The organism is Patulibacter defluvii (genome assembly GCF_034096925.1).
Lineage (GTDB): Bacteria > Actinomycetota > Thermoleophilia > Solirubrobacterales > Solirubrobacteraceae > Patulibacter > Patulibacter defluvii.
In genome coordinates this window covers 65,389-92,097 of sequence record NZ_JAWZSQ010000019.1, presented here as the reverse complement: position 1 = coordinate 92,097, position 26,709 = coordinate 65,389, and the positions used below count along the sequence as shown (strand labels likewise).

Annotated in this window: 23 protein-coding genes; 14 read left to right on the top strand and 9 right to left on the bottom strand. The window is 75.3% G+C overall.

The features are described from left to right. The first annotated feature begins 83 nt into the window (after positions 1-83). Together SH587_RS17975 and SH587_RS17970 are read left to right on the top strand one after the other, a co-directional pair. Positions 84-656, top strand: a complete 573-nt coding sequence (locus SH587_RS17975; protein WP_320672027.1) for an isochorismatase family protein — start codon at positions 84-86, stop codon at positions 654-656. 12 nt (positions 657-668) lie between these two features. Further along, the gene (locus SH587_RS17970; protein WP_320672026.1) at positions 669-1,088 is read left to right on the top strand and encodes a YccF domain-containing protein; all 420 of its coding nucleotides are present in this window, start codon (positions 669-671) and stop codon (positions 1,086-1,088) included. Here SH587_RS17970 and SH587_RS17965 read toward each other — a convergent pair. The 3 genes from SH587_RS17965 to pepT form a co-directional block, all read right to left on the bottom strand. Beyond that, complete coding sequence (locus SH587_RS17965) at positions 1,085-2,737, bottom strand: AMP-binding protein (protein WP_320672025.1); 1,653 nt, start codon at positions 2,735-2,737, stop codon at positions 1,085-1,087. The two genes, SH587_RS17970 and SH587_RS17965, sit on opposite strands and share 4 nt — an antisense overlap. A gap of 280 nt (positions 2,738-3,017) precedes the next feature. Then, on the bottom strand, positions 3,018-3,833 hold the full coding sequence (locus SH587_RS17960) for an SDR family oxidoreductase (RefSeq protein WP_320672024.1): 816 nt from the start codon (positions 3,831-3,833) through the stop codon (positions 3,018-3,020). A 48-nt stretch (positions 3,834-3,881) separates the two neighbouring features. Then, entirely contained in the window at positions 3,882-5,192 is a 1,311-nt protein-coding gene (gene pepT / locus SH587_RS17955) for a peptidase T (RefSeq protein ID WP_320672023.1), read from the bottom strand. Between the two features lie 195 nt (positions 5,193-5,387). Here pepT and SH587_RS17950 point away from each other — a divergent pair, with 195 nt between their 5' ends. Then, entirely contained in the window at positions 5,388-6,773 is a 1,386-nt protein-coding gene (locus tag SH587_RS17950) for an aspartate aminotransferase family protein (RefSeq protein WP_320672022.1), read from the top strand. 52 nt (positions 6,774-6,825) lie between these two features. Here the strand turns inward: SH587_RS17950 and SH587_RS17945 are convergent, their stop codons facing one another. Together SH587_RS17945 and SH587_RS17940 are read right to left on the bottom strand one after the other, a co-directional pair. Further along, positions 6,826-8,298: an MFS transporter gene (locus SH587_RS17945; protein ID WP_320672021.1), complete on the bottom strand. Its 1,473-nt coding sequence runs from the start codon at positions 8,296-8,298 to the stop codon at positions 6,826-6,828. A gap of 160 nt (positions 8,299-8,458) precedes the next feature. Further along, positions 8,459-9,193, bottom strand: coding sequence for a helix-turn-helix transcriptional regulator (locus SH587_RS17940; protein WP_320672020.1), 735 nt, complete (start codon positions 9,191-9,193; stop codon positions 8,459-8,461). 95 nt (positions 9,194-9,288) lie between these two features. On the opposite strand from SH587_RS17940, the gene SH587_RS17935 reads away from it, so the two are divergent. The 5 genes from SH587_RS17935 to SH587_RS17915 all read left to right on the top strand — a co-directional run bounded on the left by SH587_RS17935 (position 9,289) and on the right by SH587_RS17915 (position 14,620). Next, entirely contained in the window at positions 9,289-9,891 is a 603-nt protein-coding gene (locus SH587_RS17935) for a superoxide dismutase (RefSeq protein WP_320672019.1), read from the top strand. 209 nt (positions 9,892-10,100) lie between these two features. Further along, positions 10,101-11,573, top strand: coding sequence for an MFS transporter (locus tag SH587_RS17930; protein ID WP_320672018.1), 1,473 nt, complete (start codon positions 10,101-10,103; stop codon positions 11,571-11,573). Positions 11,574-11,725: 152 nt separating this feature from the next. Continuing rightward, the gene (locus tag SH587_RS17925; protein WP_375341784.1) at positions 11,726-13,051 is read left to right on the top strand and encodes an acyl-CoA dehydrogenase family protein; all 1,326 of its coding nucleotides are present in this window, start codon (positions 11,726-11,728) and stop codon (positions 13,049-13,051) included. Positions 13,052-13,064: 13 nt separating this feature from the next. Beyond that, complete coding sequence (locus SH587_RS17920; RefSeq protein ID WP_320672016.1) at positions 13,065-14,276, top strand: acyl-CoA dehydrogenase family protein; 1,212 nt, start codon at positions 13,065-13,067, stop codon at positions 14,274-14,276. Positions 14,277-14,368: 92 nt separating this feature from the next. Beyond that, positions 14,369-14,620, top strand: a complete 252-nt coding sequence (locus SH587_RS17915) for a hypothetical protein (RefSeq protein WP_320672015.1) — start codon at positions 14,369-14,371, stop codon at positions 14,618-14,620. On the opposite strand, the gene SH587_RS17910 is transcribed toward SH587_RS17915, so the two are convergent. Further along, entirely contained in the window at positions 14,617-15,732 is a 1,116-nt protein-coding gene (locus tag SH587_RS17910; RefSeq protein ID WP_320672014.1) for a serine hydrolase domain-containing protein, read from the bottom strand. The two genes, SH587_RS17915 and SH587_RS17910, sit on opposite strands and share 4 nt — an antisense overlap. Positions 15,733-15,830: 98 nt before the next feature. Between SH587_RS17910 and zigA the strand changes: the two genes are divergently transcribed. Continuing rightward, a complete protein-coding gene (gene zigA, locus SH587_RS17905; protein ID WP_320672013.1) occupies positions 15,831-17,093 on the top strand; it encodes a zinc metallochaperone GTPase ZigA in 1,263 nt (420 codons plus the stop codon). Positions 17,094-17,103: 10 nt separating this feature from the next. Here zigA and SH587_RS17900 read toward each other — a convergent pair whose 3' ends face one another. Genes SH587_RS17900 through SH587_RS17890 form a run of 3 tightly spaced genes read right to left on the bottom strand, consistent with a single transcriptional unit; the run spans position 17,104 to position 20,671 of the window. After that, entirely contained in the window at positions 17,104-17,952 is an 849-nt protein-coding gene (locus SH587_RS17900; RefSeq protein WP_320672012.1) for a metal ABC transporter permease, read from the bottom strand. Next, positions 17,949-18,812: a metal ABC transporter ATP-binding protein gene (locus tag SH587_RS17895; RefSeq protein ID WP_320672011.1), complete on the bottom strand. Its 864-nt coding sequence runs from the start codon at positions 18,810-18,812 to the stop codon at positions 17,949-17,951. Before SH587_RS17895 ends, SH587_RS17900 begins: the two co-directional genes overlap by 4 nt. Before the next feature lie 17 nt (positions 18,813-18,829). Continuing rightward, positions 18,830-20,671 carry a metal ABC transporter solute-binding protein, Zn/Mn family gene (locus tag SH587_RS17890; RefSeq protein WP_320672010.1) on the bottom strand — a complete coding sequence of 614 codons (1,842 nt, stop codon included), beginning with the start codon at positions 20,669-20,671 and terminating at the stop codon, positions 18,830-18,832. A gap of 235 nt (positions 20,672-20,906) precedes the next feature. Between SH587_RS17890 and SH587_RS17885 the strand changes: the two genes are divergently transcribed. The 5 genes from SH587_RS17885 to SH587_RS17865 are packed head-to-tail and all read left to right on the top strand — an operon-like array spanning position 20,907 to position 26,641. Further along, a complete protein-coding gene (locus SH587_RS17885; RefSeq protein ID WP_320672009.1) occupies positions 20,907-21,980 on the top strand; it encodes a hypothetical protein in 1,074 nt (357 codons plus the stop codon). Positions 21,981-22,034: 54 nt separating this feature from the next. Further along, positions 22,035-23,207, top strand: a complete 1,173-nt coding sequence (locus SH587_RS17880; RefSeq protein ID WP_320672008.1) for a DUF3047 domain-containing protein — start codon at positions 22,035-22,037, stop codon at positions 23,205-23,207. 49 nt (positions 23,208-23,256) lie between these two features. Then, the gene (locus tag SH587_RS17875; RefSeq protein ID WP_320672007.1) at positions 23,257-23,922 is read left to right on the top strand and encodes a response regulator transcription factor; all 666 of its coding nucleotides are present in this window, start codon (positions 23,257-23,259) and stop codon (positions 23,920-23,922) included. Beyond that, positions 23,919-25,310 carry a sensor histidine kinase gene (locus tag SH587_RS17870; RefSeq protein WP_320672006.1) on the top strand — a complete coding sequence of 464 codons (1,392 nt, stop codon included), beginning with the start codon at positions 23,919-23,921 and terminating at the stop codon, positions 25,308-25,310. The genes SH587_RS17875 and SH587_RS17870 overlap by 4 nt, the downstream gene beginning before the upstream one ends. Before the next feature lie 50 nt (positions 25,311-25,360). Continuing rightward, positions 25,361-26,641 carry a hypothetical protein gene (locus SH587_RS17865; RefSeq protein WP_320672005.1) on the top strand — a complete coding sequence of 427 codons (1,281 nt, stop codon included), beginning with the start codon at positions 25,361-25,363 and terminating at the stop codon, positions 26,639-26,641. Positions 26,642-26,709 lie beyond the last annotated feature (68 nt).

The following is a 26,709-nucleotide window of genomic DNA, read 5'->3' as shown; positions in this document are numbered from 1 at the left end:
CCGGCGCAGCCGCCCCCAGCCTCGCGCTCCGGAGACCGACGGATGTCCAGACGGGCCCGCCCGCCCCCCGCCATACTCCCCCGATGCCCGCACCCCCTCCGGTCGAGGCTCTGCTGCTGGTCGACCTCCAGCGGGCGTTCGTGGACGGGCCCGACGCGGTGCCCGACGGCGAGCGGGTGCTCGCCACGGCCCGCCGGCTGCTGGCCGCCGCGCGCGGGGCGGGGGCGCTGGTGGTCCAGCTGCAGAACGACGGCCGGCCCGGGACGGTCGACGAGCCCGGCGCTCCCGGGTGGGCGCTGGCGCTGGCGCCGACCGGGGACGAGCCGGTGATCCGCAAGCGTGAGGACGACGGGTTCGCCGGCACGCCGCTGGCCGCGACGCTCGACGGCCGCGGGGTCCGGAGCCTGGCGATCGCCGGCGTGCTGTCGGAGATGTGCGTCGCCGCCACCGCCCGGACCGCGCTCGCCCGCGGGCTGCGGGTGGTCCTGCCGCACGACGGGCACGCCACCTACGACGTCCCGCCCGCGCCCGGCATCCTCGAACGCGTCCCGGCCGCGCTCGCCGCCCGCGCCGCCGAGTGGTCGCTGGGGGACGAGGTCGAGATCGTCCCGGAGGCCACCGCGGTGCGGTTCGTGGCCACCCGCCCCGGCGACTAGGCTGCCGAGCCGATGCGGTTGATCGGCAACGTCCTCTGGTTCGTCCTGGCCGGCTTCTGGCTGTTCGTCAGCTACACCGTCGCCGCGCTGCTCTGCTTCGTCTTCGTCATCACGATCCCCTTCGGCGTCGCGGCGCTGCGGATCGCGCTCTACGGCGTCTGGCCGTTCGGGCGCGCCGTCGTGCCCCAGGCCGGCAAGGGCGCGGGATCGACGCTCGGCAACGTGCTCTGGTTCGTGCTCGGCGGCTGGTGGCTGGCGATCGTCCACGTCGTCACCGGCGCGCTGCTCTGCCTGACGATCATCGGGATCCCGCTCGGGATCGCCAACTTCAAGCTGATCTCGGTCAGCGCCCGGCCGTTCGGGCGCGAGATCGTCTCGGCCGAGGAGGCCGCCCGCCGGGGCGCCGCCGCCGCGACCGTCCCGCGGCTCTAGGCCTCCTCGGCCAGCGGCAGCTTCGCCAGCTCGCGCTTGAGGATCTTGCCCGTCGGGTTGCGCGGCAAGTCGTCGAGGAAGACCACGTCGCGCGGCGCCTTGTAGCGCGCCAGGTTGTCCTTGACAAAGCCCTGGACGGCCTCCGGATCCAGCTGCTGCCCCTCCGCCAGCACCACGAACGCCCGCAGCCGCTGGCCGAAGTCGGGATCCTCGACGCCGATCGCGGCCGCGTCGACGATCGCCGGATGGGTTACCAGCAGCTCCTCGACCTCGCGCGGGAACACGTTCTCGCCGCCCGACACGATCATCTCGTCGTCGCGGCCGTCGACGTAGAGCCGCCCCGCCGCGTCGAAGTGGCCGACGTCGCCGCTCGACAGCAGGCCGTCGACGATCTCCTTGTGGCCGCCGCCGGTGTAGCCCTCGAACGGCATCCCGGTGCCGACGAAGATCCGACCCGTCGTCCCCGTCGGCACGTCCCGTCCCCGCTCGTCGAGGATCCGCACCCGCGAGCCGAACAGCGGCCGGCCGACGCTGGTCGGCGCCTCGCGGACGTCCTCCGGCGTCGCCAGCGTGGCCAGCGCCACCTCGGTCGAGCCGTAGAGGTTGTAGACCACCTCGCCCAGCAGCTCGGTGGCCCGCTGGGCGACCTCGGCCGGCAGCTGAGAACCGGCGCTGAACAGCACCCGCAGCGACGACAGGTCGCGACGGCCGACCTCCTCGGCCCCCAGCGCCAGCACCCGCTGGAGCATGATCGGGACCACGCAGACCGTCGTCGCCCGGTGGGCCTGGACGTCGTCGAGGAACTGGCCGGCGTCGAACCGCGGCCGCAGCACCAGCTTCGAGCCCAGGCCGAGCGACAGCAGCGCGATCAGCAGCCCCGTCCCGTGGAACAGCGGCGGCCCGATCACCGTGGCCTCGCGGGCTCGCATCGGCATCCGCTCCAGCACGGCGCCCGGCGCCACGAAGCCGCGCGGATCCTGGCGCGGCGCGCCCTTCGGCGTCCCCGTCGTGCCGCTGGTCAGGAGCACGATCCGGCCGTTCGCCGAGGGCGCCGGCGGCGGTCCGGGCGTGCCGCTGGCGACCAGCGCGCCGAGCGGGTCCTCCATCCCCGGCTGGGTGGCGCAGGCGACCGTCCCGTGCGGCAGCTCCAGGCCCTCGATCGCCGCCGCCAGCTCGGGGTCGTGGAAGAGGATCTCGACGCCCTCGCGCTCGGCCACCTCCTTCGCCTGGCGGGCCGAGAAGGCGGTGTTCAGGTAGACCACCGTCGCTCCGGTCCGGACCCCGGCGAAGGCCACCAGCAGCGGCGCCCGGTGGTTGCGGCAGAGGATCCCGATCTTCGACCCGGGCCCGAAGCCCTTCGCCCGCAGCGCGTTCGCCAGCTGGTCGACCTGGGCGTCGAAGTCGGCGAAGCTGATCTCGCCGCGGTCGTCGGCGATCGCCGGCAGCGTCGGCTGGCGGAGGGCGGCGATCTTGGCGGCCGATCCGAACGAGCCGAAGTCGTTGAGGGCGCGGGCGATCTGCCGCAGCGTCTGCGGCGACTCGACCCCGAGCATCCCGGCGCGCAGGAGCGCCCGCAGGCCCCGGACCTCGAGGCCGACGCGGCGGGCGGGGGCGGGGAGCTTGTCGGCGAGCTGCATCACGCGCTGCACGCTATCCGACCCTACGCCTCTCGTGATACAACTCGTCAGGCGCTGTATCGACATATCGGGGACGGTCGCGCCGATCGCCCCCGAACGTGGAAGCGCCCCGCCTGGGCAAGGCGGGGCGCTTCGTCACCGGGCGTGTTGGGCGCCGCGGTGGATGGGACGCGAGACGCACGAGGGGGGTGCGCGTTCTCGCCGCTCCATTGTGCCTGATGGGACGACGCGTGACCAGTCCGATCGCCCGTCCGGGGGGGTGCCGTTGGTGATCGCGTAGGCCACCAGACGCTCAGTCGATCCCGCTGATGTGCGCCTGCAGCCGCCGCATCCCCGCCAGCCAGCGGTCGTAGTCGCTGCCCTTCTGGCGGAAGTAGGTCAGCACCTCGGGGTGGGGCAGGATCAGGAAGCGGCCGTCGGCCAGGCCCTCGACCACCGTCTCGGCGACCGCCTCGGCCGGCAGCACGTCGCCGGCGGCCTTGACGACGGCGCTGGCGCGGGTGGCGCCGGGCGACTCGTCCGTGCCCGCGCCGGCGCCGTGCAGCAGCGGGGTGTCGACGCCCATCGGGCAGAGGCAGCTGACGCCGATCCCGCGGTCGCCGTAGGTCACGGCCAGCCACTCGGCGAAGGCGACCGCGGCGTGCTTGGTGACCGCGTAGGGCGCCGAGCCGATCTGGGTCAGGAGCCCGGCCGCCGAGGCGGTGCTGAGGAAGTGGCCGCCGCCGCGCTCCAGCCACTCGGGCACCAGCAGCCGGGCGGCGATCACGTGCGCGCGGACGTTGACGGCGAAGGCGATGTCCCAGACGTCCTCGGCCACCTGCTCGTCCTCGCCGACGGCGACGCCGGCGTTGGCGCAGTAGAGGTCGACCGGGCCGAACGCGTCGCGGGCCAGGTCGATCGCCGCGCGGACGTCCCGCTCGCTCGCGGCGTCGCCGCCGATCGCCCGCGCGGCCGGCCCGATCTCCTCCGCGACCGCCGCCGCGCCGCGCCCGTCGAGGTCGGCCACGACCACGCCGCGGGCGCCCTCGGCCACGAACCGGCGGGCCAGCGCCCGCCCGATCCCCGACGCCCCGCCGGTGACGACCACGACCTTCTCGCGCAGCTCCATCGGCCCAGCCTGCCCGATCGGGCGCCGGAGCGCGAGCACCGGCGCGGCTCAGTCGCGGGTGGCGGCCCGCAGCTCGGGGGCGGTCCAGACCTCGGCCAGCCGCACGATCGTGGCCGCGGCGGCCGCCATCTCCTGCAGCGACGCCCACTCGCGGACCGCGTGGTACTCGTGGCCGCCGGTGAAGACGTTCGGCGTCGGCAGGCCCATCGCGCTCAGCTGCGAGCCGTCGGTGCCGCCGCGAATCGCGGTCCGCAGCGGCTCCAGGCCCTCGGCGCGGATCGCCCGCTCGGCCGCCTCGGTGACCTGCGGGAAGGCCTCGACGTGGGTCCGCATGTTCGGGTACTGGGGCGTGATCTCGACCGTCGCCCGGGCTCGCGGCTCGCGGCCGACGACCTCGTCGACCGTCCGCCGCAGCAGCGCGCCGTGCTCGGCCAGGCGGTCGTCGTCGAAGTCGCGCAGGATCGTCCGGATCACCGCCCGGGCCGCGGTCCCCTCGGTCTCGTAGACGTGGATGAAGCCGTCGCGGCCCGAGGTCCGCTCGGGCGTCAGCTCGCGCGGGAGCGCGGCGACCACCTCGGCCGCCAGCCGGGTGGCGTTGACGAGCTTGCCGGTCGCGAAGCCGGGGTGGACGTCGTGGCCCTCGATCGTGACGATCCCCTCGGCGGCGGTGAAGGTCTCGTCCTGCAGCTCGCCGGGCTCGGAGCCGTCGATCGTGTAGGCGCAGATCGCCCCGAAGCGCTCGATGTCGAAGCGGTGGGCGCCGCGGCCGATCTCCTCGTCGGGGGTGAAGCCGATCCGCAGCGTCGGGCGCGGCCGCTCCGGGTGGGCGGCCAGGTAGGCGACGGCGGTCACGATCTCGGCCACGCCGGCCTTGTCGTCGGCGCCGAGCAGCGTGTCGCCGGAGGAGGTCACCAGGTCGTGGCCGACGCGGGCGCGCAGCTCGGGCATCTGCTCCGGGTCGAGCACGGTGCCGTTGCGGGGCAGCGCGATCGGGCCGCCGTCGTAGCCGTGGTGGACCAGCGGCTCGACCCCGTCGCCGGGGGCGTCGGGGCTGGTGTCGACGTGCGCGATCAGACCGATCGTCGGGATCGGGCCGTCGGCCGGGTCGATCGTGGCCGGCAGGGTGGCGTAGACGTAGCCGTGCTCGTCGAGGGTCGCGTCGGCCAGCCCCAGCGCCAGCAGCTCGTCGACCAGCAGCCGCGACAGGTCGAGCTGGCCGGGGGTGCTCGGGCAGCGATCGCTGTCGCGGTCGGACTGGGTGGCGACGCGCACGTAGCGCTGGAAGCGGACCAGCAGCTCGGGCGCCAGTGCCTCGGCCAGGCTCGACGTGAAGGGGGCGCGCGGGGGAGGGACGGCCATCGCCCCAGCCTGCCACAGCGCCTCCGGCGGGTCACGCGCGGCGGCCGTCGACGGTCCGTCCGCTCGATCGGCTCGCGGATCGGCGCCCTGTCGCTGGCCAGGCCGCCGGTCCGGCGCTAGCCTCGCGCCAGGTGCCGCGCGAGCCCGCCTCGCGTCGCACCGCCAACGGCAACCGATGATGGGATCATCAAGTCCATGAGCACCTCCGCCGCCCCGCCGATCGACCGCCAGCGCATCCAGGAGCTGATCAAGCGCGAGGAGCGCGCCCTCAACGAGCGCACCGGCCAGTCGGCCGAGATGTACCGGCGCGCCAACCAGTCGCTCTCGGGCGGCGTCGCGTCCTCGTACCAGCTGCGCGATCCGTGGCCGATCTACCTGGAGCGGGGCGAGGGCCCGCGCGTCTGGGACGTCGACGGCAACGAGATGTGGGACTTCCACAACGGCTTCGGCTCGATGGTCCAGGGCCACGCCCATCCCGCGGTCGGCCGCGCGATCCAGGAGCGCTACGAGAAGGGCACCCACTTCGCCGCCCCGACCGAGGACGCGATCGTCGTCGCCGAGGAGCTGGTCCGCCGTTGGGGCCTGCCGCAGTGGCGCTACACGAACTCCGGCTCCGAGTCGACGATGGACGCGATCCGGATCGCGCGCGCCTACACCGGCCGCGACACGGTGATGAAGATCTTCGGCAGCTACCACGGCCACCACGACACGGTGATGGTCTCGATCGGCGTCGAGTACGACAAGATCGGCGAGCCGGACGACCTCGCCTCGCTGCCCTACGGCGCCGGCATCCCGCAGGCGACCGTCGAGATGACCGTCGCCGTGCCCTTCAACGACGCCGGGGCGATGGAGCGGCGGATCGAGAAGCTGATCGCCGAGGACCGCAAGCCGGCCTGCGTGATCATGGAGGCGGCGATGATGAACCTCGGCGTCGTCCTGCCCGAGGACGGCTACCTCCAGGCCGTGCGCGACATCACGAGGAAGCACGGCATCGTCCTGATCTTCGACGAGGTCAAGACCGGCCTCTGCATCGCCCCCGGCGGCGCGACCGACAAGTGGGGCGTGACCCCCGACATGGTGACCCTGGCCAAGGCGCTCGGCGCCGGCCTGCCGATGGGCGCGATCGGCGGCTCCGAGGAGGTCATGTCGGTGGTCAAGGACGGCTCCGTCTACCAGGTCGGCACCTACAACGGGAACCCGCTCGGCGTCGCCGCCACCCGCGCCAACCTGACCGAGGTCCTGACCCCCGAGGCCTACGCCCACCTCGACGCGCTCAACAGCCGGATCGTCGACGGCTGCCAGATGGTGATCCAGAAGTACGGCCTGCCCGGCTACGCGATCGGCGTCGGCTCGAAGGGCTGCGTCACCTTCTCGCCGACCAAGATCACCGACTACGCCTCGTTCAAGGCCAACCAGGACGCCGAGCTGAGCGACCTGGCGTGGCTCTTCAACATGAACCGCGGGATCTTCATGACCCCGGGTCGCGAGGAGGAGTGGACGCTCTCGGTGACCCACACCGAGGAGGCCGTCGACGCCTACGTCGGCGCCTTCGACGAGCTGGCCTCGGACCTGATGTCCTGAGACCGCGACGGTGCGGGCCGCGTCGCGCGACCCGCACCGGAGCCCCCCCGGTTCAGCCGGCGGAGGCGGCGGAGACGTCGCCCTCGACGACCGCCTCGGCCGCGCCCGGCCCGCCCGCCGGCGCCGAGCGCAGGACCAGCGCGGCGAAGACGATCGCCGCCGCGACGAACCCGGCCCCGGCCAGGTAGGCCAGGTGGTAGCCGGAGTTGAGCGCCACGTTGGCCGCCTCGCCGTCGGCCCGCAGGCCGCTCGTGCGCTCGCTGGCCAGCGTCGCCAGCACGGCCAGGCCGATCGCCCCGCCGACCTGGACGGTGGTGTTGATCAGGCCCGACGCCAGCCCCGAGTCGCTGGGGGTCGCGTCCGACATCGCCAGCGTCATCATCGGCGGGAAGCTGAGCCCGGCGCCGAAGCCGATGAACATCATCGCCGGCAGCACGTCGACCAGGTAGCGGCCGTCGGTCGGCGTCTGGGCGAACAGCAGCAGCCCGATCATGATCGAGACGAGGCTGGTGATCAGGGCCGTCTTGGCCCCGAACCGGAGCGTGAACCAGGCGGCGCCGCGGAGCGACATCGCGCCCATCACGATCGTCGAGGGCAGGAACGCCAGCCCGACCTCGAGCGCGTCGTAGTGGAGCACCTGCTGCATGTAGAGCGCGCCGAGGAAGAACATCGAGAACATCCCGACCACCAGCAGCGCCATCACCACGTTGGCCCCGACGACGCTCCGCGAGCGGAACAGCCGCAGCGGCATCAGCGGGTTGGCGATCCGGCCCTGGCGGACGAGGAAGGCGGCGATCAGGGCGATCGCCAGCGCGCCCAGGCCGAGGGTCTGGAACGACCCGGCGCCGTGGCGCTCGATCCCGACGATCGCGTAGACGCCGACCATCAGGCCGCCGGTCAGGAGCGCCGCGCCGGGGATGTCGGCGCCGGCCTGGCGGCCGAGGCCGGGCGCGTCGGCCACCAGCCGGCGGGCGAGGACGATCGTCACGATCCCGATCGGGACGTTGATGAAGAAGATCCAGTGCCAGCTGATCGCCTGGGTCAGGACGCCGCCGGCCAGCAGCCCGATCGAGCCGCCGGCGGAGGCGACGAAGCCGTAGACGCCGATCGCCTTCGCCTGCTCCTTCGGCTCGGGGAACATCGTCACGATCATCCCCAGCACGACGGCCGAGGCGAGCGCGCCGGAGAGGCCCTGGACGAAGCGGGCGCCGATCAGCATCCCCTGGTTCTGGGCCACGGCGCAGAGCAGCGAGGAGACGGTGAAGGCGGTCAAGCCGAGCAGGAAGATCCGCCGCTGGCCGAAGAGGTCGCCGAGCCGGCCGGCGAGCAGCAGCAGGCCGCCGAAGGCGATCAGGTAGGCGTTGACGACCCACGAGAGGCTGCCGTCGGAGAACCCGAGGTCCTGCTTGATCGAGGGCAGGGCGACGTTCACGATCGTGGCGTCGAGCACGATCATGAGGACGCCGGCGCAGAGGACGTAGAGGGCGAGCCAGCGGTGGCGCTCGCTGAGGGTCTGTGGGGACATCGGGGTGGCTCCTGGCGGTCTGTTCGGGTTCCGTCGGTCGTAGGACCGGGCCCGGTCGCGGAACTCATCGCTCGAGATCGAGGAGGCGGTTCCGCGGCGGTGGTCCTACCCCTCCGACGAACGGCGGATCGCAGGATCGACAGCCGCCGCGAAGTTCTTCTCAGCGCCCGGGCGGGAGGGCGGTCGGCCCGACGTCCCGCTCGGGGTGGTCGGCGCCGTCGGCCGACCGCTCGCGCAGCTCGTAGACGCAGGCGTGGGAGCCGCTGAGGATGTGCGAGACCCGGCGGATGTCGGCGTCGGGCATCGTCTCGCGCAGGAAGCTGATCTCGCTCGAGCAGGCGGGGCCGTGGTCGCTGGCCACGGCCAGGATCGCGCAGTTGTGCTCGGTCACCCGGTAGCCGCCGTCGGCGGTCCGCTCGAAGTCGGCCAGGTAGCCGTCCTCGTCGAGGATCCGGGCCAGCTCGGCGACCCGCTCGTCGAAGGCGCGGCCGGCCAGCCGCTCGGTCGCGCGGGCCACGCGCGCCTGGCGGCGGCGCTCGAACAGCCGCGGCACCAGCTCCGGGTCCTCGTCGCGGACGTAGTCGAGCAGCTCGACGGTCAGCTCGCCGTAGGTCTTCGGGAAGAGCCCGTCGGCGGCCGGGCCGAGCCGGTAGAGCCGCCGCGGGCGACCGGGGCCGGGACGCTCGTCACGGTGGGCGACGAGCCCGGCGGCGACCAGCCCGCGCAGCTGCTGGCGGACGGCGCTGGGGGTCACGCCGAGCGCCGCGGCGAGCGCGTCGGCGCCCGACTCGCCGCGCTTGCGGAGGGCGACGAGCAGCGCCCGGCGCGAGGCCGGCAGCTCGTCGAGCGCCGAGTGGGTGGCGCGGGTCGGCTGGGGGGCGGATCGGTCGGGCACGATCGGTTTGACAAATATAGACAGCCAGTACTACCTTTTCTAGTGCCCGTTTCGCTCGTGAAACGGCGAGCCAGACCATTTCCGAGGAGCTCCTCATGGCCTTCACCGTGCCCCCGCTGCCCTACGCGTTCGACGCGCTCGAGCCCCACATCGACGCGAAGACGATGGAGATCCATCACGACAAGCACCACCAGGCCTACGTCGACAAGCTGAACGCGGCGGTCGAGGGCACCGAGTGGGCCGACAAGTCGATCGAGGAGATCGTCTCGAACCTCGGCGCGCTGCCGGCCGACAAGCAGGGTCCGGTCCGCAACAACGGCGGCGGCCACTTCAACCACACGCTCTTCTGGGAGTCGCTGCAGGGCGGCGGCGCGCAGACCCCGAGCGGTGACCTGGCCGCGGCGATCGACTCGGCCTTCGGCAGCTTCGACGCCTTCAAGGAGCAGTTCGAGGCCTCCGGCGTCGCCCGCTTCGGCTCCGGCTGGGCCTGGCTGGTGAAGGGCGAGGGCGGGCTCGAGATCATCTCGACCCCGAACCAGGACACGCCGCTGGCCGAGGGCAAGACGCCGCTGCTGGGCAACGACGTCTGGGAGCACGCCTACTACCTGAACTACCAGAACCGCCGCCCGGACTACCTGAAGGCGTTCTGGAACGTCGTCGACTGGGGCAAGGTCGCGGAGCGCTTCGCCGCCGCCTGATCCCCGTCCGTCGTCGCCGCGGCCCGCGTGGCCGCGGCGACGACGACGTCGCGCGCGGACCGTCGCCGGTCACGCGCCCGCCGACCGCCCGTCCCCGCCGAGCGCGGGGGCGGGCGGTTCCGCGTCCGGGGCCGTCCCCACGGGCCGCTCCCGTTCGTCTGCTGGAGTAGAGCCGCCGTCCCGCCCCGTCCCACCCCCGGAGAACGCCCTTGTCCAGTCGTGCCCGTGCCGTCCTGCTGCTCGTCTGCGGGGCGCAGTTCATGGTCATCCTCGACGTCGCGATCGTGAACGTCGCGCTGCCGGCGATCCGCGACGACCTGCGGATGTCGGAGACGGGCCTCCAGTGGGTGGTCAACGCCTACACCATCACCTTCGGCGGCTTCCTGCTGCTCGGCGGGCGGGCGGCCGACCTGCTCGGCCGGCGGCGGGTCTTCGTCGCCGGGCTCGGGCTCTTCACGCTCGCGTCGCTGGTCGGCGGCGTCGCCCAGGACGAGGGCACGCTGATCGCCGCCCGCGCGGTCCAGGGCCTGGGCGGCGCGATCGTCGCCCCGACCACGCTCTCGATCCTCACCACCACCTTCCGCGAGGGGCCCGAGCGGGCGCGGGCGATGGGCCTCTGGGGCGCGGTCGCCGGGGCCGGCGGCTCGGCCGGGGCGATCGTCGGCGGGATCCTCACCGACGCCCTCAACTGGCGCTGGATCCTGTTCGTGAACATCCCGATCGGGGCCTTCCTGATCGCCCGCGCGCTGCGCGACCTGCCCGACGACAAGCCGGCCGAGGCCAGCCGCGGCCGCGACTTCGACCTCGCCGGCGCGATCACCGTGACCGCCGGCCTGGTGGCGATCGTCTACGGGATCGTGCGCACCGAGACCGTCGGCTGGGGCGCCTTCGAGAGCCTCGGCGTGCTGCTGATCGGGCTGGCGCTGGTGGCCGCCTTCCTGCTGATCGAGGGCCGGGTCGCGGCGCGGCCGCTGATGCCGCTGCGGATCTTCGCCTCGCGCCGGCTGTCGGTCGCCAACGGCGCCTTCGCGCTGCTCAGCGCCGGGCTCTTCGCGATGTGGTTCTTCCTCACGCTCTACATGCAGCAGGTGCTCGGCTACACGCCGTTCGAGGCCGGCGTCGCGTTCCTGCCGCTGACGGTGCTGATGGGCCTGGGGGCGATGATGGCCGCGCGCGTGGTGGCCCGGATCGGCGTCCGGCGGACGCTGCTGATCGGCTACGGGCTGGCGATCGTCGGCCTGCTGCTGTTCTCGCGGATCTCGGTCGGCGGCAGCTTCCTCGGCGACGTGCTGCTGCCCTCGATCGTGACCGCCAGCGGCGTCGGGCTCTGCTTCGTGCCGCTGACGACGGTCGCCGTCACCGGCGCCGCGCCGCAGGAGGCCGGCCTGGTCTCGGGGATCATCAACGTCTCGCGCCAGGTCGGCGGGGCGCTCGGGCTGGCGGTGCTCTCGACGGTCGCCGCGACCCGCACCTCGTCGCTGCTGGACGGGGGCGAGCGGTCGCTGCCGGCGGCGCTGACCGGCGGCTACGAGCGGGCGTTCGTGGTCGCGGCCGGGTTCGCGCTGCTCGGCGGGCTGGTGGTCGCGCTGCTGCTGCGCGACGGCCCGCCGGCCCCGGCTACGGCGGCGGTCGACGCCGAGCCCGCGGGGACGGTCGCGGCGGTTCCGGCGGACCCGGCCTGAGCCGGGCGCCGCCGGCGCTGCTACCCTGGGTAGGAATTCGTCGGTCCGCCCGCTCCGACACCGCTCCGTGCGGAGACGGACGGGCCGTCCACCCCGACCGCGTTCGCGCGGGCGACCACCCTCCCCAGCACATGACCGTCACTGAACGAGGAATGGCCTACGGCATCCGCGCCCTGACCCGCCTGGCGGGCCTGGACGTGGTCGACCGACTGGGCCTGCGCGAGCCGGCCAATCGGGCGCTCAAGCGCGCGTCGGCCACCAGCTTCCGGACCGCCGGCCGCGTCGGCCGGACGTTCGCCGCGACCCAGAAGCGGACCAGCCCCGGCCGCCTGAAGCCGGAGACCGCCTCGAAGAGCGCCGCGCTCTTCGACCTGACGCCGACCGACGAGCAGCAGATGCTGCAGGAGGCCGCGCGCGACTTCGCGGCGGCCGAGATCCGTCCGGCGGCCGAGCAGGCCGACCACGACGACAAGACGCCGCAGGCGCTGCTCGACTCGGCGGCCGAGCTCGGCCTGGCCACGCTCGGCGTGCCGGAGGAGCTGGGCGGCGCCGTCGAGGAGCGCTCGGCGGTGACCTCGGTCCTGATCGGCGAGGCGCTGGCCCACGGCGACCTCGGGATCGCGGTCGCGGCGCTGGCGCCGGCCGCGGTCTCGACCGCGCTCGGGCTCTGGGGCGACGCCGACCAGCAGGCCACCTACCTGCCGGCCTTCGTCGGCGAGGACGTCCCGGTCGCCGCGCTGGCGATCCAGGAGCCGCAGCCGCTCTTCGACCCGTTCGCGCTGCGGACGACCGCCCGCCGGACGGCCGACGGCTTCGTGCTCGACGGCGTCAAGTCGCTGGTCCCGCGGGCGGCCGAGGCGGAGCTGTTCGTCGTCGCGGCCCAGCTCGAGGGCGGCAGCAACGGCAACGGCGCGGGCGGCCCGGCGTTCTTCATCGTCGAGTCGAAGACCAAGGGGATCTCGACCGAGGCCGACCCGGCGATGGGCCTGCGGGCCGCGTCGACGGCCAAGCTGGCGCTCGAGGACGTCAAGGTCCCGGCCGGCGCGCTGCTCGGCGGCGGCCAGCCCGAGGTCTACCGCGAGGCGATCGCGCTCGGCCGGATCGCCTGGTCGGCGCTGGCCGCCGGCACCTGCAAGGCGGTCCTCGACTACGTGATCCCGTACGTCAACGAGCGCGAGGCGTTCGGCGAGCCGATCAGCCACCGCCAGGCGGTCGCGTTCGCGGTCTCCGACATCGCGATCGAGACCGAGGGCCTGCGGCTCGTCACCTACCGCGCCGCCAGCCGCGCCGACCGCGCCGTGAGCTTCGCCCGCGAGGCGGCCCTGGCGCGCCGCCTGACGGCCGACAAGGGCATGCAGATCGGCTCGCAGGGCGTCCAGCTGCTGGGCGGCCACGGCTACGTCAAGGACCATCCGGTCGAGCGCTGGTACCGCGATCTGCGGGCGGCGGGAATCATCGAAGGCACGCTGCTCGTCTGAGCGGGAGAGACGCATGATCAATCTCGAGAACCCCAAGAAGTTCCAGGGCCTGGTCGACATGACCCGCCAGGTCTCGACCGAGATGTTCCGCCCGATCTCGCGCAAGTACGACCGGGCCGAGCACACCTACCCGAAGGAGCTCGACACGCTCCGCGCCCTGCTCGAGGGCATGAACGAGGGCGATCCGTCGGGCGGCGTCAGCGCCTCGGGCGGGCGCTCGAACAAGCAGACCGACGGCAACGTCAACGGCGGCAACATCTCGACGGTGCTGTCCGTCGCGGAGGCCTGCTGGGGCGACACCTCGTTCGTGCTGACGATGCCCGGCCAGGGCCTCGGCAACGCCGCGATCGCCGCCGTCGCCGACGACGAGCAGATGGCCCGCTTCGGCGACAAGTGGGCGGCGATGGCGATCACCGAGCCGCACTTCGGCTCCGACTCGGCCGCCGTCAAGACGACCGCGATCCTCGACGAGGAGACCGGCGAGTACGTCCTCAACGGGACCAAGATCTTCGTCACGTCCGGCGACCGCTGCGACGTCGTGGTGGTCTGGGCCTCGGTCGACCCGAGCATGGGCCGGGCGGCGATCAAGTCGTTCATCGTCCCGCGCGACACGCCCGGCTTCGAGCTGGTGCGGCTGGAGCACAAGCTCGGCATCCGCGGCTCCGACACCGCCCAGTTCGCGCTGACCGACTGCCGGATCCCGAAGGAGAACCTGCTCGGGACGCCGGAGGTCGAGGTCAAGAAGGGCTTCGCGGGCGTCATGCAGACGTTCGACAACACCCGCCCGATGGTCGCCGCGATGGCGGTCGGGGTGGCGAAGGCGTCGCTCGAGCGGACGACCGAGCTGCTGAAGGAGGCGGGCGTCGAGGTCGACTACGACAAGCCGGCTCACCTGCAGATCGGCGCCGCCGCCGAGCTGCTGCGGCTGGAGTCCGACTACGAGGCCTTCCGGCTGCTGACGCTGGAGGCCGCCTGGATGGCCGACAACCGCAAGCCGAACTCGGTCAACGCCTCGATGGCGAAGGCCAAGGCCGGCCGCGGGGCGACCGAGATCGCGCTCAAGTGCGTCGAGCTGGCGGGCGCCGCCGGCTACGGCGAGGACGAGCTGCTGGAGAAGTGGTCGCGCGACGCGAAGATCCTCGACATCTTCGAGGGCACCCAGCAGATCCAGCTGCTGATCATCGCCCGCAACCTGCTGGGCAAGAGCTCGGCCGAGCTGAAGTAGCGAGGGCGGCAACACGACGAGTCCGGGCCCGCCAGGCTTCGTGCCGGGCGGGCCCGTCGTCGTCGTGGGCTGCTTGACTGTGGTCCGTGTGCATGCAGTGCGCCGCGGGCGCGATGACGGCCGTCGCCGGGGCCAGCGGCGCGCGGATGTGGCTGGAGACGAAGCTGCCGGTGCTGCTGCGCCCGCGCGTGCGGACCGCCGTGCGTCGGACGGTGCTCGGCCTCGGCGTGCTCGCCGCGGGCGTCCTGGGACCGTCGGCCCACGCGCCGGGCGACGCCGCCGGCGGGCGCGCGACCGCCGCCGCCCCGCCGGCCGTGGTCGCGCCGGCGCCTCCGGGGCGCTAGCCGACCAGCAGCCGCTCGACCGCGTCGGCGACCGCGCCGCCGCCGTCGCCGTTGGTCAGCACCGCGACCGCCAGCCGGTGGCGGGGGAGCAGCAGCAGCCGCGCGTGCCAGCCGCGGTTGACGCCCTCGTGCCAGAGCAGCAGGTCGCCGTCGCGCAGCGGCCGCCGCTCGATCCCGAGGCCGTAGTGGCCGCCGGTCGCGGGCTGGGGACGGTCGATCCCGCGCGGGTCGGCGAGCACGGCGGCGAGGAAGCGGCCCAGGTCCCCGGCGGTGGTCGACAGGCCGGCGGCGGCCAGCTCGGCGTAGCGGTGGCCCGGCACGGGCCGCCCGGCGCCGTCGTGACCGACCGCCGCGTCGGCCGCCGGCGGCCAGCCGAAGCGGCTGCGGTCCATCGCCAGCGGCTGCAGCGCGTTCCGTGCCATCCAGCGGGCGAACGGCTGGCCGCCGCGCCGTTCGAGCGCGTACTGGAGCAGCGTGTAGCCGCCGCCGGAGTAGCGGTACTCGCGACCCGGCGGCGCGACGATCGGGACCGGGCCGCGGCGGTCGTCGCCGGCGCGGGTGGCGGCGCTGCCGGCCTCGCCGCGCAGCGACTGCCAGGCGCTCGGCAGCGGTCCGGGCCGGTCGCTGCCCAGGTAGCCGGGGACGCCGAGCCCGGCGGTGTGGCTGAGCAGCCGCGCGACGGTGATCCCGCGCGGGCGCTGGGCGAGCGGCCACGGCCGCAGCCGCTGGTCGAGCGGTTCGTCGAGCGGCAGCAGCCGCCGACCGGCGGGCGAGCGCAGCGCCCAGGCCGTCACCGTCTTCGAGAGCGAGCCGGCCTGGAACGCGGTCCGCGCCGTCACCGGCCGGCGAGCGTCGGCGCGACCGATCCCGCCCGCCCAGGCCAGCCGCCCGTCGGCGACGACGGCGATCGCGGCGCCGGGGGTGCGGCTGTCGCGCAGCGCGCCGGGAACGACCGCCCGGATCCGCGCCACCAGCGCCGCGGTCGAGGCCGGCGGGCGGTAGGCCGGCGGGTCGTCGCCGCGGATCAGCAGCAGCGCGGCGGCGACGGCGGCCACGGCGAGCAGGACGAGCGCGAGCAGCGTCCGGGAACGGCGGCAGGGGAGACGGGGCACGGGCGGGGGGAGCGGCCGGCGCGAGCGTACCGGCGAGCGCGGGCGGCAACCCGCCCGGTTCTGAACATAATGAGACTCAATCCCATATAGTCAACGCCATGGCGACTGCACCGACCGACCGGCGACTGCCGGTGACCGTCCTCTCCGGCTTCCTCGGCGCCGGCAAGACGACGCTCCTCAACCACCTGCTCCACAACCGCGAGGGCCGCCGGATCGCGGTGATCGTCAACGACATGAGCGAGGTCAACGTCGACGCCGCGCTGGTCGAGCGCGGCGACGCCCAGCTCGACCGGGTCGAGGAGCGCTTGGTGGAGATGTCGAACGGCTGCATCTGCTGCACGCTCCGCGAGGACCTGCTGGTCGAGGTCACCCGGTTGGCGCGCGAGGGCCGCTTCGACCACCTGGTGATCGAGTCGACCGGGATCAGCGAGCCGCTGCCGGTGGCCGAGACCTTCACCTTCGAGGGCGAGGACGGGACCAGCCTCTCCGACGTCGCCCGGCTCGACTCGATGGTCACCGTCGTCGACGCCGCCCGCTTCGTCGACGACCTCGGCTCGGTCGACGACATCACCGCCCGCGGCGAGTCGCTGGGCGAGGACGACGAGCGGACCGTCGCCGACCTGCTGGTCGACCAGGTCGAGTTCGCCGACCTGATCGTGCTCAACAAGACCGACCTGGTCGACGGCGCGCGGCTGAAGCGGACCGAGTCGACCGTCCGCACCCTCAACCGCGGGGCCACGATCGTCCACGCCGAGCACGGGCGGGTGCCGCTGGACCAGCTGCTCGACACCGGCCGCTTCGACTTCGACCGCGCGTCCGAGCATCCCGGCTGGCTGCAGGTGCTGCGCGGCGAGGAGCAGCCGGAGACCGAGGAGTACGGGATCGGCAGCCTCGTCTACCGCCAGCGGCGGCCGTTCCACCCCGAGCGGCTGTGGGCGGCGGTCCACGAGCCGTGGCCGGGCGTGATCCGCTCGAAGGGCTTCTTCTGGATCGCCTCGCGGCCGGCGGTGGTCGGCGAGTGGTCGACGGCGGGCCCGATCATCAACCTCGGCGCGATCGGCACCTGGTGGGCGACGGTGCCTGAGCGCGAGTGGCCGCAGGACCCGGAGCTGCGGGCGCAGCTGCGCGAGGGCTGGCACCCGCGCTTCGGCGACCGCCGGCAGGAGCTGGTCCTGATCGGCCACGACCTCGACCGCGACGCGCTCGTCGCCCGGCTCGACGCCGCGCTGGTGACCGACGAGGAGCTGGCCGCCGGCCCCGCCGCGCTGCTGGCGCTGCCCGACCCGTGGCCGCGCTGGGGCAGCGACGAGCTGCACCGCCACGGCCGCCACGGCCACGACGACGCGCCGCTGGCGGCGTAGGGACGCCGGGTCAGCCGGCTGGGGCGGGGCGGCGGGCGCTCGCCAGCCGGGCGCCTCCGGCGAGCGCCAGGTAGACCAGCACCGTCACCGCCGCGATCGAGGCGCCGGTGGCGGTGTGGGCGTAGTACGAGACGTAGAGCCCCGCGATCCCGCAGCCGATCGCGATCGCCACCGCCAGCGCCATCGTCGCCGGCACCGAGCGGCCGAAGAGCCGCGCGCCGGCGGCGGGGGCGACCAGCGTCGCCGCCACGAAGAGGTTGCCGAGCGCCTGGACGCAGATCAGCGTCGCGACCGCGATCAGCGCCACCAGCAGCAGGTCGATCGCGCCCGGCCGCAGGCCCAGCGCGCGGGCGCCGTCGCGGTCGAAGGCGGTCGCCAGCAGCCGCGGGTGCAGGGTCCGCAGCGCCACCACCACCAGCAGCGTCAGCCCGGCCGCGGTCGCGACGTCGCCGCTGGTCAGGCCGAGCACGTCGCCGAACAGCAGCTCCTGGACGCCCGGCGGCGAGTCGGGGGAGAGGGCCAGCACCACGCCGAGCCCGAACATCGAGGTGAAGACGACCGAGATCGAGGTGTCGCGGTCGACGGTGGCGATCCGCGACGCGGCCGAGATCGCCAGCGCCGCCACCAGCAGCCCGACGGCGCCGCCGACCACCAGCGGGACCCCGATCAGCGCCGCCCCGACCAGCCCGGGGAACATCGCGTGCGGCAGCGCCTCGGCGCTGTAGCTGAGGCGGTGGAAGACGATCCAGCAGCCGAGCAGGCCGCCGGCGATCCCCAGCAGCACGACCTCGGCCAGCGCCCGCTGCATGATGCCCTGCCCGAACGGGTCGAGCACGACGTTGGCCAGCGTGGCGCTCATCCGTGGCGGTGGTCGCAGACGACGGCGACCGCGTCACCGTCGCCCAGCCGCACCAGGTCGTGGCCGTAGGTGGCCTGGAGCGTCTCCGGCGTCAGCGTCGTGGCCGGCTCGCCGAACGCCACCTGGCGGCCGTTGAGGCACAGCACCCGGTCCCAGCCGCGCGCCTGGGCGACGTCGTGGGTGGCGATCAGCAGCAGGTGGCCGGCGGCGGCGAGGTCGTCGATCAGCCGCTGCAGCCGCTCGCTGGAGGCCGTGTCGAGGCCGGTGAAGGGCTCGTCGAAGAGCAGGATCCGGGAGTCGCGGACCAGCGCCCGCGCCACCAGCACCCGCTGCCGCTGGCCGCCGGAGAGGGCGCCGAAGCCGGCCTCGGCCCGATCCTCCAACCCGACCGCCCGCAGCGCCGCGCGGGCCTTCTGCCGTTCGCCGCGGCCGGGACCGCGCCACCACGGCCGGTGGGCGATCGTCCCCATCAGGACCACGTCGAGCGCGCTGACCGGGAAGTCGAGCCGCGAGCGCTCGGTCTGGGGGACGACGGCGACCTCGTCGCGGAGCGTCATCCGGCCCTCGCGAACCGGCAGCTCGCCGAGGACGGTGCGGAAGAGCGTGGTCTTGCCGCCGCCGTTGGGGCCGAGGATCGCGATCCGCTCGCCGGCGCAGGCGCGGAAGCCGACCTCGCGCAGGGCCAGCGTCTGGTCGTAGCCGACGGCGACGCCGTCCAGCTCGACCAGCGGACGGCCGTCGGCGTCCGCTCCGTCGCCGTGGCCGCAGACCTGCGCGACCCCGTCGATCGGGGTCGGGTCGGGGGCGGGGGCGGCGATCGGCTCGCCGCGCGACGACGTCGCTGCCCCCGTGGCCTGCATCTGCGGGTCCTCGTCGCTCACAGTCCGGGGATCCGGCAGCGTACCGCGCCACCGCTGAAGCCCCGCACCATCGCGTCGGCGTTGTGCTGCTCCATCCCGAGGTAGGTGGCGCCGTCGCTGCCGGCCGGGCCGAGCGTGTCGCCGTAGAGCGTCAGGTTGGAGACGGCGCCGGTCTGGCGGGCGAGGGCGTCGGCCAGCTTGCGGTTGACCGACGACTCGGGGAAGACGGCCCGCACCCGCTCGCGCTCGACCAGCCGCGCGAGCTTGGCGACGTCGCCGGCCGAGGGCTGGGCCTGGGTGGTCTGGGAGGGGATCACCGCGCCGATCACCTCGATCCCGTAGCGGTGGGTGAAGTAGCCGAAGGCGTCGTGGCTGGTGACGAGCTTGCGCTGCCCGGCCGGCACCTGGTCGATGCAGCGGGCGATCCCGGCGTCGAGCGCGCGGACCTTGCGCAGGTAGGCGTCGGCGCTGGCGCGGATCGCGTCGGCCCCGTCGGGATCGGCGCGGATCAGCGCGTCGCGGATCACCGGCACGGCGGCGACGACGTTGCGCGGGTCGTGCCACCAGTGGGGGTCGACGCCGCCCTCGCCGTGGCCGTGGTCGTGGCCGTGCTCCTCCTCGGCGGCGTGCTCCTCCTCGGCCCCGTGGTCGTCGTGCTCGTGCTCGCCGCCGGCCAGCTTGGTCGGGACGCGGTCGCCGACGGTCAGCGTGGTCGCGTCGCCGCCGCTCTCCTCGACGACGTCGCCGATCCACGGGTCGAGGCCGTCGCCCGAGGCGACCACGAGCTTCGCGGTCGCGGTCTCGCGAACGTCCTTCGGCCGCGGCTCGTACTCGTGCGGGTCGCTGTTCGGCTGCAGGATCTGGTGGACGTCGACGCGGTCGCCGCCGATCTCGCGCACGAGGTCGCCGAGCTGGGTGGTGGTGGCGACGACGGCCAGCCGGTCGCCGGAGCCGCCGGCGTCGCTGCCGCAGCCCGCGACCCCGGCGCCGATCAGGGCCAGCAGCGCCAGCAGCGCCGGGCGGCCGGCCAGCCGCCGGCGTCGGGGGCCGCCGGAGCGGCCGCGGAGGAACCAGTGGAGGGTCACGCTCATGAGGAACAGGGCTCCTGCCAGGACGGCGATCGTCGCCCCGGGCGGGGCGTTGGTCTGCACGGAGAGCCAGAGACCGGCGGCGCCGAGGGCCGCGGTCACCAGCGTGGTCGCCAGCTGCCAGCTCGGCATCCGGCGGATCCAGGGACGGACGGCGGCGGCCGGGATCACCATCAGCGCCGCGGCCAGCAGCGCGCCGACCGCCGACAGCGTGGCGACGGCGACCAGCGCGACGAGCACCAGCAGCACCGCGTCGGGGAGGCCGTCGCGGACGCCGAGGGCGCGTGCGCCGTCGCGGTCGAAGCCGAGCGCCAGCCAGCGCGGGCCGAGGGTCAGGCTCGCCGCCAGCACCACCACGCTCGCGGCGCCGGCGATCAGCAGGTCGCGGTCGCCGATCACCAGCAGGCTGCCGAACAGCAGCCCGTTGACGCTGGCGGCCGCGTCGAAGACGTCGCTGGCCAGCAGCACGCCGCCGGCGAGGGCCCCGACGAGCACCATCGCGGTGACGGTGCTGTGGTCGCCGCCGCGGGTCGCCAGCCGCCCGACCGCGGCGGCGAACAGCAGCGCGACGGCCAGCGCGCCGAGCGGGGCGGCGAAGCCGAGCCCGTCGGCCAGCACCAGGCCGGGGAAGGTGGCCGCCGCCACGCCGTGGGCGTAGAACGCCAGCCCTCGCAGCACGATCCAGGTGCCGAGCACGCCGGCGCCGAGGGCCAGCAGCAGGACGGCCCAGAGTCCGTGCTGGACGAAGGGGAGGGTGAAGGGGTCGAGCATGGCGGCGCGGGGGAGACTACATGAGAGCGAGTCTCAACATCATCGAGAGTCGGGGCGGCGGTGGGCGGGAGCGTGCGAGCTGGCGGGCCGCCGCTCGCGACGTGGCGCGCGAGCGCGCCCCTGGCGGCGCCGCGCTCGCCTGCAACCGGCCGTGCGCGCCCGGCCCGCCACGGCTGCCAGCGTCGTCCGGCCGCCGCCGCGGTGCCCGATCATGCCCCACGCCGTCCGCCGCCCCGTGCCCACCGCCCGTCGTGCCGTCGCGCTGTCCGCGATCGCCTGCCTGCTGGCCGTTCCCGCGCCAGCGGTCGCCGCCGACGGCGGTCAGCTGAGCGGCCGGATCGAGCGCTCCCGCTCCCGCGACCGCCAGCTCCAGGCCGAGCGGCGGGCCGACCAGCAGCGGGTCAGCGGCTTCCAGCCGCGGATCGACGAGCTGCGCCGGCAGCTGGGCGGGATCGAGCCGCGGCTGGCCGCCGACCGCGCCGCGCTCGAACGGCTCCAGGCCGAGCTGCGCGACTCGCGCACGCGGCTGGTCGGGCTGCGGGCCCAGGACGCCCGCGACCAGCGGGTGCTCGCCGACCAGCTGGTGGCCGTCTACGAGGCGCCGCGGACCGACCTGGTGACGATCGCACTCGACTCCCACGGCTTCGCCGACCTGCTCGACCGCGTCGGCCAGCTGCGGCGGATCGCCCAGCGCAACGCCGACGTCACCGTCCGCGTCCGTCGCGAGCACCAGCAGGTCGCCGCCGAGACGCGGCGGCTGACCCGGCTGCAGTCGCAGCAGGCCAGCCGCACCGCCGCGATCCAGACCCAGCACGACGCGATCGCGCAGGTCAAGCTGGAGCTGGTCGAGCAGCAGCTGCGCTACGTCCGCTCGCGCGACCGCACCAGCGCCCAGCTGGCCACGCTGCGCAGCACCCGCAAGGGCCTGGAGCGGCAGCTCGACCGGATCCAGGCCGCCCAGATGCGCGCGCTCTCCGGCGGCGTCGCGCCCGGCGACGGCGGCGGCTCCGGCTTCTTCCCCGCCAGCGGCACCAACTACACCTACGGCGACGAGCCGCAGATTGCCGCCCGCCTGACGCGGATGGCCCACGCGCTCCACCTGCACCTGATCGGGCTCTCCGGCTACCGCACCCCGCAGCACTCGATCGAGGTCGGCGGCTTCCCCAACGACCCGCACACCCGCGGCGAGGCCTCGGACACCCCGGGGCTGGAGGGCGTCCCCGAGGCGACCCTCCGGCGCTTCGGCCTGACCCGGCCCTTCGCCGGCGCCGCCGAGGCCGACCACGTGCAGCTGGTCGGCAGCATCTAGCCGCCGCCGGCCAGCGCCGTCGCGCGCGGTCGCGCTCGGGTACGGTCCGCCGCCATGTCGGGGGACGACGGGACGATCCGACCGGGGCGGGGCTCGGTCGCGGTGACGACGGCGCGGTTCGCGGCCGCGCGGCTGCGCGCGCGCTGGCGAGGCGGCGAGCGGCCCGCCAGCGCGGACGACTTCCGGGCCACGATCGACGGCGCGCTCGACGGCCTCGGGCCGCTGGTCGAGGACCGCTGGTGGCGGACGGTCGCGCCGACACCGGAGGGCTGGAGCGACAGCGGGATCGTGCTCGCCGCCGGCGACGCGGTGACGCTGGTCGCCCACGGCCGGCTGGTGCTGTCGCGGGCGCTCGACGTCGCCTTCGGGCCGACGGTCGGGCTCTGGTACCGGGTCGGCGACGGGCCGCCGGCGAAGGTCGTCGGCGACGACGCGACCTTCCGCGCCGAGAGCGACGGGCCGCTGCGGCTGGCGACCAAGCCGCCGGGCGAGTTCCTCGACCGCGCCGGCGCCTTCGACCCCGCCGAGCCGCGGACCGGGATCAGCGGCGGCTTCACCGTCGCCGTCGTCCGCTGGCGCGACGGCGACGCCGAGGCCGGCCTGACCGCGGCCGCCGCGGCCGACGAGCGCTGGCTGGCGCCGGCTCTCCGCCGCCACCGCGAGCCGGTCGTCCCGCCCGACGGCTGGCACTACCTGTGGCGGCTCGGCCCGGGCGAGATCTACCGCGCCGACGGCCACGAGCTCTGCTGCCACAGCGCCGGCGACGTCGGGATCCTCCAGTTCCCGGTCGACGCGCCGCTGACCGCGACCACCGGCCTCCGCTGGGAGTGGCTGGTCGAGCAGCTGCCCTCGCGGCTGCCCGAGCACGCCCAGCCGACCCACGACTACCTGTCGATCGCGGTCGAGTTCGACAACGGGCTCGACCTGACCTACATGTGGAGCGCGGCGCTGCCGGTCGGCACCGTCTTCCGCTGCCCGCTGCCGTGGTGGTGCCAGCGCGAGACCCACTGGGTGGTCCGCTCGGGCAGCGCCGACCTCGGCCGCTGGGTGAGCGACCGGCGACCGCTGCTGGACGACTACCGGCGCGCGATCGGCGGCGAGCCGCCGGCCCGGATCGTGGCCGTCTGGCTGATCGCCAACACCGTCTTCTCGCGCCGCGTCGGCGCCTGCCGCTACCGCTCGATCGCGCTCGAGGACGGCGACCAGCGGACGCCGATCGGCGGCTGAGCCCGGCCGTCCGGGCGGTCCCCGCGGCCGCGCGTGCGAGGATCAGCCGATGGCCGTGCGCGTGCTGATCGTCGACGACGACCTGCCCGTGCTGCGGATGCTGGAGCGGACCCTGCGGGCGGAGGGCCACGACGTCACCGCCGCCCCCGACGGCGGCGCGGCGCTGGTGGCGGTCGAGCGGGCCGTCCCCGACGTGGTCGTGCTCGACGTCGCGATGCCGGGGATCGACGGGCTCGAGGTCTGCCGCCGGCTGCGGGCCAAGGGGCTCGGCGTGCCGGTGCTGCTGCTGACCGCCCGCGACGCGATCGAGGACCGGGTGACCGGGCTCGACGCCGGCGCCGACGACTACCTGGTGAAGCCGTTCGCAACCTCGGAGCTGCTGGCGCGGGTGCGGGCGCTCGGCCGCCGCGGGCCGACCACCGCCGCCGGGGCGCTGCCGTCGGCGGCCGGGATCGTGCTCGACCCCGACGCCCGTACCGCCACCCGCGACGGCCGCGAGATCGCCCTCACCGCCCGCGAGGCCGCGCTGCTGGAGCTGCTGCTGCGGACCGGGCCGCGCGGGGTCGTCACCCGCGAGCGGGCGATCAGCGAGATCTGGGAGGACGGGGCGAGCGAGAACGTCGTCGACCGCTACGTCGGCTACCTGCGGCGCAAGCTCGGCGAGCCGCCGGCGATCCGCACGATCCGCGGCAGCGGCTTCTCGCTGCGCCCGTGAGCGACGCCGCCGACCGCCCGCGCCGGCGCCGCCGGCGGCTGCCGCGGACGCTGCGCGGACGGCTGGTCGGGGCGGCGGCGGTGGCGGTGCTCGTCTCGCTGTTCGCGCTCGGGGCGGTCGCGACGCTGGTGGTCGAGCGGCAGCTGCGCGACGGCGTCGACCGCGAGCTGCGGGCGCGGGCGGTCGACGTCGCCCAGCTGGTGGCGACGACGCCGGCCCTGGTCGGCACCCGCGGCGCGCTCGACCTCGGCTCCGGCGGCCGCCAGGTGTGGGTCCAGGTCCACGACCGCCGCGGGCGGATGCTGAGCGAGGGGCGGTCTGTCTCGCTCGGCTTCCGGGTGCTGCCGCGGACGGCCGCCTTCGACCGCGCGCTGCGCGACGGGCGGGCCGGCTACGCCGACGCCCGGCTCGGCGGCGAGCCGATCCGGACCTACGCCGTGCCGCTGACCACCAGCGGCCGGCGGGCCTCGGGCGGCGTGGTCGTCGTCGCCTCGTCGGTGGCCGACATCGAGGACACCTTCGCGTCGCTGCGGCGGGTGATCGCGATCGCCGCGCTGGTCGCGGCCGCGCTCGGCGGGCTGCTGGCCGCGGTCCTCACCAGCGCCGGGCTGCGGCCGCTGCGGCGGCTGGCCCGCGGCGCGCGGGCGATCGCCGAGGACCCGGTGCCGGGGCGGCGGCTGGAGGCCGGGCCCGGCGGCGACGAGCTGACCGCGCTGGCCGAGACGCTGAACGGGATGCTCGACGCGCTCGACCGCGCGCGGGCGGCCGAGCGGCGGCTGCTGGCCGACGCCTCGCACGAGCTGCGGACGCCGGTCACCGCGCTCCGCGGCAACGCCGCCTACGCCGCCCGCCACGGCGCCGACGCCGAGGTCCTGCGCGAGCTCGAGGCCGACGCCGAACGGCTCGCGCTGCTGGTCGACGACCTGCTAGCGCTGGAGCGGGAGGAGGGCGCGGCGCGGCCGGCCGAGCGGGTGCTCCTGGCCGACGTGGTGGCCGCGGTCGTCGGCGCAGCCCCGGGGCCGGAGCTGACCGTCGAGGTCGACCCGGCGCTCGCCGTCCGCGGCCAGGCCGGGGCGCTCGAGCGGGCGCTGCGCAACCTGGTCGAGAACGCCCGCCGCCACGGGCCCGCCGGCGGCCGGGTGACGATCGTCGCCGCCGCTGACGGCGACCGCGCGCGGCTGAGCGTCCGCGACGAGGGGGCGGGGATCGCGCCCGAGCAGGCCGCCCAGGCGCTGCGCCGCTTCTGGCGCGGGCCCGACGCGACCGCCGCCCGCCGGCCCGGCTCGGGGCTCGGCTTGGCGATCGTCGCCGCGACCGCCGCCCGCCACGGCGGCAGCGTCCGGATCGACGCGGCGACGATCACGATCGAGCTGCCGCGCGAGCCCTGAGCGGAACCGTCAGAGAACTCTCAAGCCACCGACGTACCGTCGAACGCACCATGACGCGCATCCCCCAGTTCGAACGCCTCTCGCGGCGGGTCGTCGCGCCGCTGGCCGTCGGGGCCCTGGTGCTCGGCGGCGGCGCCGTGGCGCTGGCCTCCTCCGGCGGCGAGCCCGCGCCGCCGGACCGCAGCCTGCCCGGCGCCGTGGCCGACACCCTCGACGCGCCGGCGCCGGCCGGCGTCACCGCCGACGTCCGCTTCACCAGCCGGCTGATCGACGAGAGCGTCCGCGGCCGCGCCGGCGGACCGCTGCTCGACGGCGCCAGCGGCACGGTCCGGGTCGGCCGCGACTGGCGGTTCGCCGCCGACCTCCGCTCGGGCGACGACCGGGTCCAGGCCGCCTTCGACGGCCGCCGGCTGACCGTCTACGACCACCGCGGCCGGACCGCCTACACGGCCACCGCCCCGGCCGGCACCGACCAGCTGCTGTCGATGCTGGGCGCCTTCCGGGCCAGCCCGCAGATGATCGAGATGGCGCTCTCGGCCGCCCGCCGCTTCGTCGACGTGAGCGGGCCGACGCCGGGCCGCGTCGGCGGCCGGCCCGCCTACACGGTGCGGGTCGCCCCCAAGCACGATGGCGGCCTGCTGGGCGCGATCGAGCTGGCGTGGGATCCGAAGACCGGCGTCCCGCTGCGGCTGGCGGTGACCGCCCACGGCGAGCGGCAGCCGGTGCTGGAGCTGGCGGCCAGCGACGTCCGCGTCGCGCCGGTGGCCGACGAGCAGCTGCGGCTCGACGTCCCCGACGGCGCCCGCAGCGTCCGGATCGACGAGCTGGCGCGCCACCGCGGCGCCGGCGCCGGTTCCGCGGAGGCCCGCAAGCGGGCCGAGCGCGCGCTCGGCGACGTGCTGGGGGAGGACGGCCCGGACCTCTCGAAGCTGCTGACCGGCGGCGACGGCCGCCGCGGCGCCAGCGGCGTGGCCGCCGTCCGCAAGGCGGTCCCGTTCCCGCTCGCGGCCCCCAACCAGCTGGCCGGCCTGCCGCGGAAGGCGGTCCGCGAGCTGCGGATCGGCGACCGCTCGGGCGCGGCGCTCGTCTACGGCGAGGGGCTGGGCGCGCTGGTCGTGCTCGAGACCGGCGCCGGCGACCACCCGTTCGACCTCGCCCGGACCGGGCTGCGGCTGCCCGAGCTGGCGATCGACGGCGCCGCCGGCCGCGAGCTGGCGACCCCGCTCGGGACCGTCGTCAGCGTCCGCCGCGGCGGCGTCAGCTACCTGATCGCCGGCTCGCTCCCGACCGCCGCCGCCGAGGCCGCCGCCCGCCAGCTGGTCGCGCGCTGAGGGCCACCGGGCCGGGCGTCCCGCCGCCGGCGGGCCACGTCCGGCCCGGCGCCTAGTCGCCGTCGCGT

Bases quoted from the DNA above. Each gene is read 5' to 3' on its own strand.
- SH587_RS17960 (WP_320672024.1), bottom strand. From the start codon at position 3,833: ATGGAGCTGCGCGAGAAGGTCGTGGTCGTCACCGGCGGGGCGTCGGGG.
- SH587_RS17935 (WP_320672019.1), top strand. From the start codon at position 9,289: ATGGCCTTCACCGTGCCCCCGCTGCCCTACGCGTTCGACGCGCTCGAG.
- SH587_RS17915 (WP_320672015.1), top strand. From the start codon at position 14,369: ATGCAGTGCGCCGCGGGCGCGATGACGGCCGTCGCCGGGGCCAGCGGC.
- SH587_RS17950 (WP_320672022.1), top strand. From the start codon at position 5,388: ATGAGCACCTCCGCCGCCCCGCCGATCGACCGCCAGCGCATCCAGGAG.
- SH587_RS17975 (WP_320672027.1), top strand. From the start codon at position 84: ATGCCCGCACCCCCTCCGGTCGAGGCTCTGCTGCTGGTCGACCTCCAG.
- SH587_RS17895 (WP_320672011.1), bottom strand. From the start codon at position 18,812: ATGCAGGCCACGGGGGCAGCGACGTCGTCGCGCGGCGAGCCGATCGCC.
- zigA (WP_320672013.1), top strand. From the start codon at position 15,831: ATGGCGACTGCACCGACCGACCGGCGACTGCCGGTGACCGTCCTCTCC.
- SH587_RS17945 (WP_320672021.1), bottom strand. From the start codon at position 8,298: ATGTCCCCACAGACCCTCAGCGAGCGCCACCGCTGGCTCGCCCTCTAC.
- SH587_RS17880 (WP_320672008.1), top strand. From the start codon at position 22,035: ATGTCGGGGGACGACGGGACGATCCGACCGGGGCGGGGCTCGGTCGCG.
- SH587_RS17865 (WP_320672005.1), top strand. From the start codon at position 25,361: ATGACGCGCATCCCCCAGTTCGAACGCCTCTCGCGGCGGGTCGTCGCG.
- SH587_RS17970 (WP_320672026.1), top strand. From the start codon at position 669: ATGCGGTTGATCGGCAACGTCCTCTGGTTCGTCCTGGCCGGCTTCTGG.
- SH587_RS17900 (WP_320672012.1), bottom strand. From the start codon at position 17,952: ATGAGCGCCACGCTGGCCAACGTCGTGCTCGACCCGTTCGGGCAGGGC.
- pepT (WP_320672023.1), bottom strand. From the start codon at position 5,192: ATGGCCGTCCCTCCCCCGCGCGCCCCCTTCACGTCGAGCCTGGCCGAG.
- SH587_RS17920 (WP_320672016.1), top strand. From the start codon at position 13,065: ATGATCAATCTCGAGAACCCCAAGAAGTTCCAGGGCCTGGTCGACATG.
- SH587_RS17925 (WP_375341784.1), top strand. From the start codon at position 11,726: ATGGCCTACGGCATCCGCGCCCTGACCCGCCTGGCGGGCCTGGACGTG.
- SH587_RS17890 (WP_320672010.1), bottom strand. From the start codon at position 20,671: ATGCTCGACCCCTTCACCCTCCCCTTCGTCCAGCACGGACTCTGGGCC.
- SH587_RS17875 (WP_320672007.1), top strand. From the start codon at position 23,257: ATGGCCGTGCGCGTGCTGATCGTCGACGACGACCTGCCCGTGCTGCGG.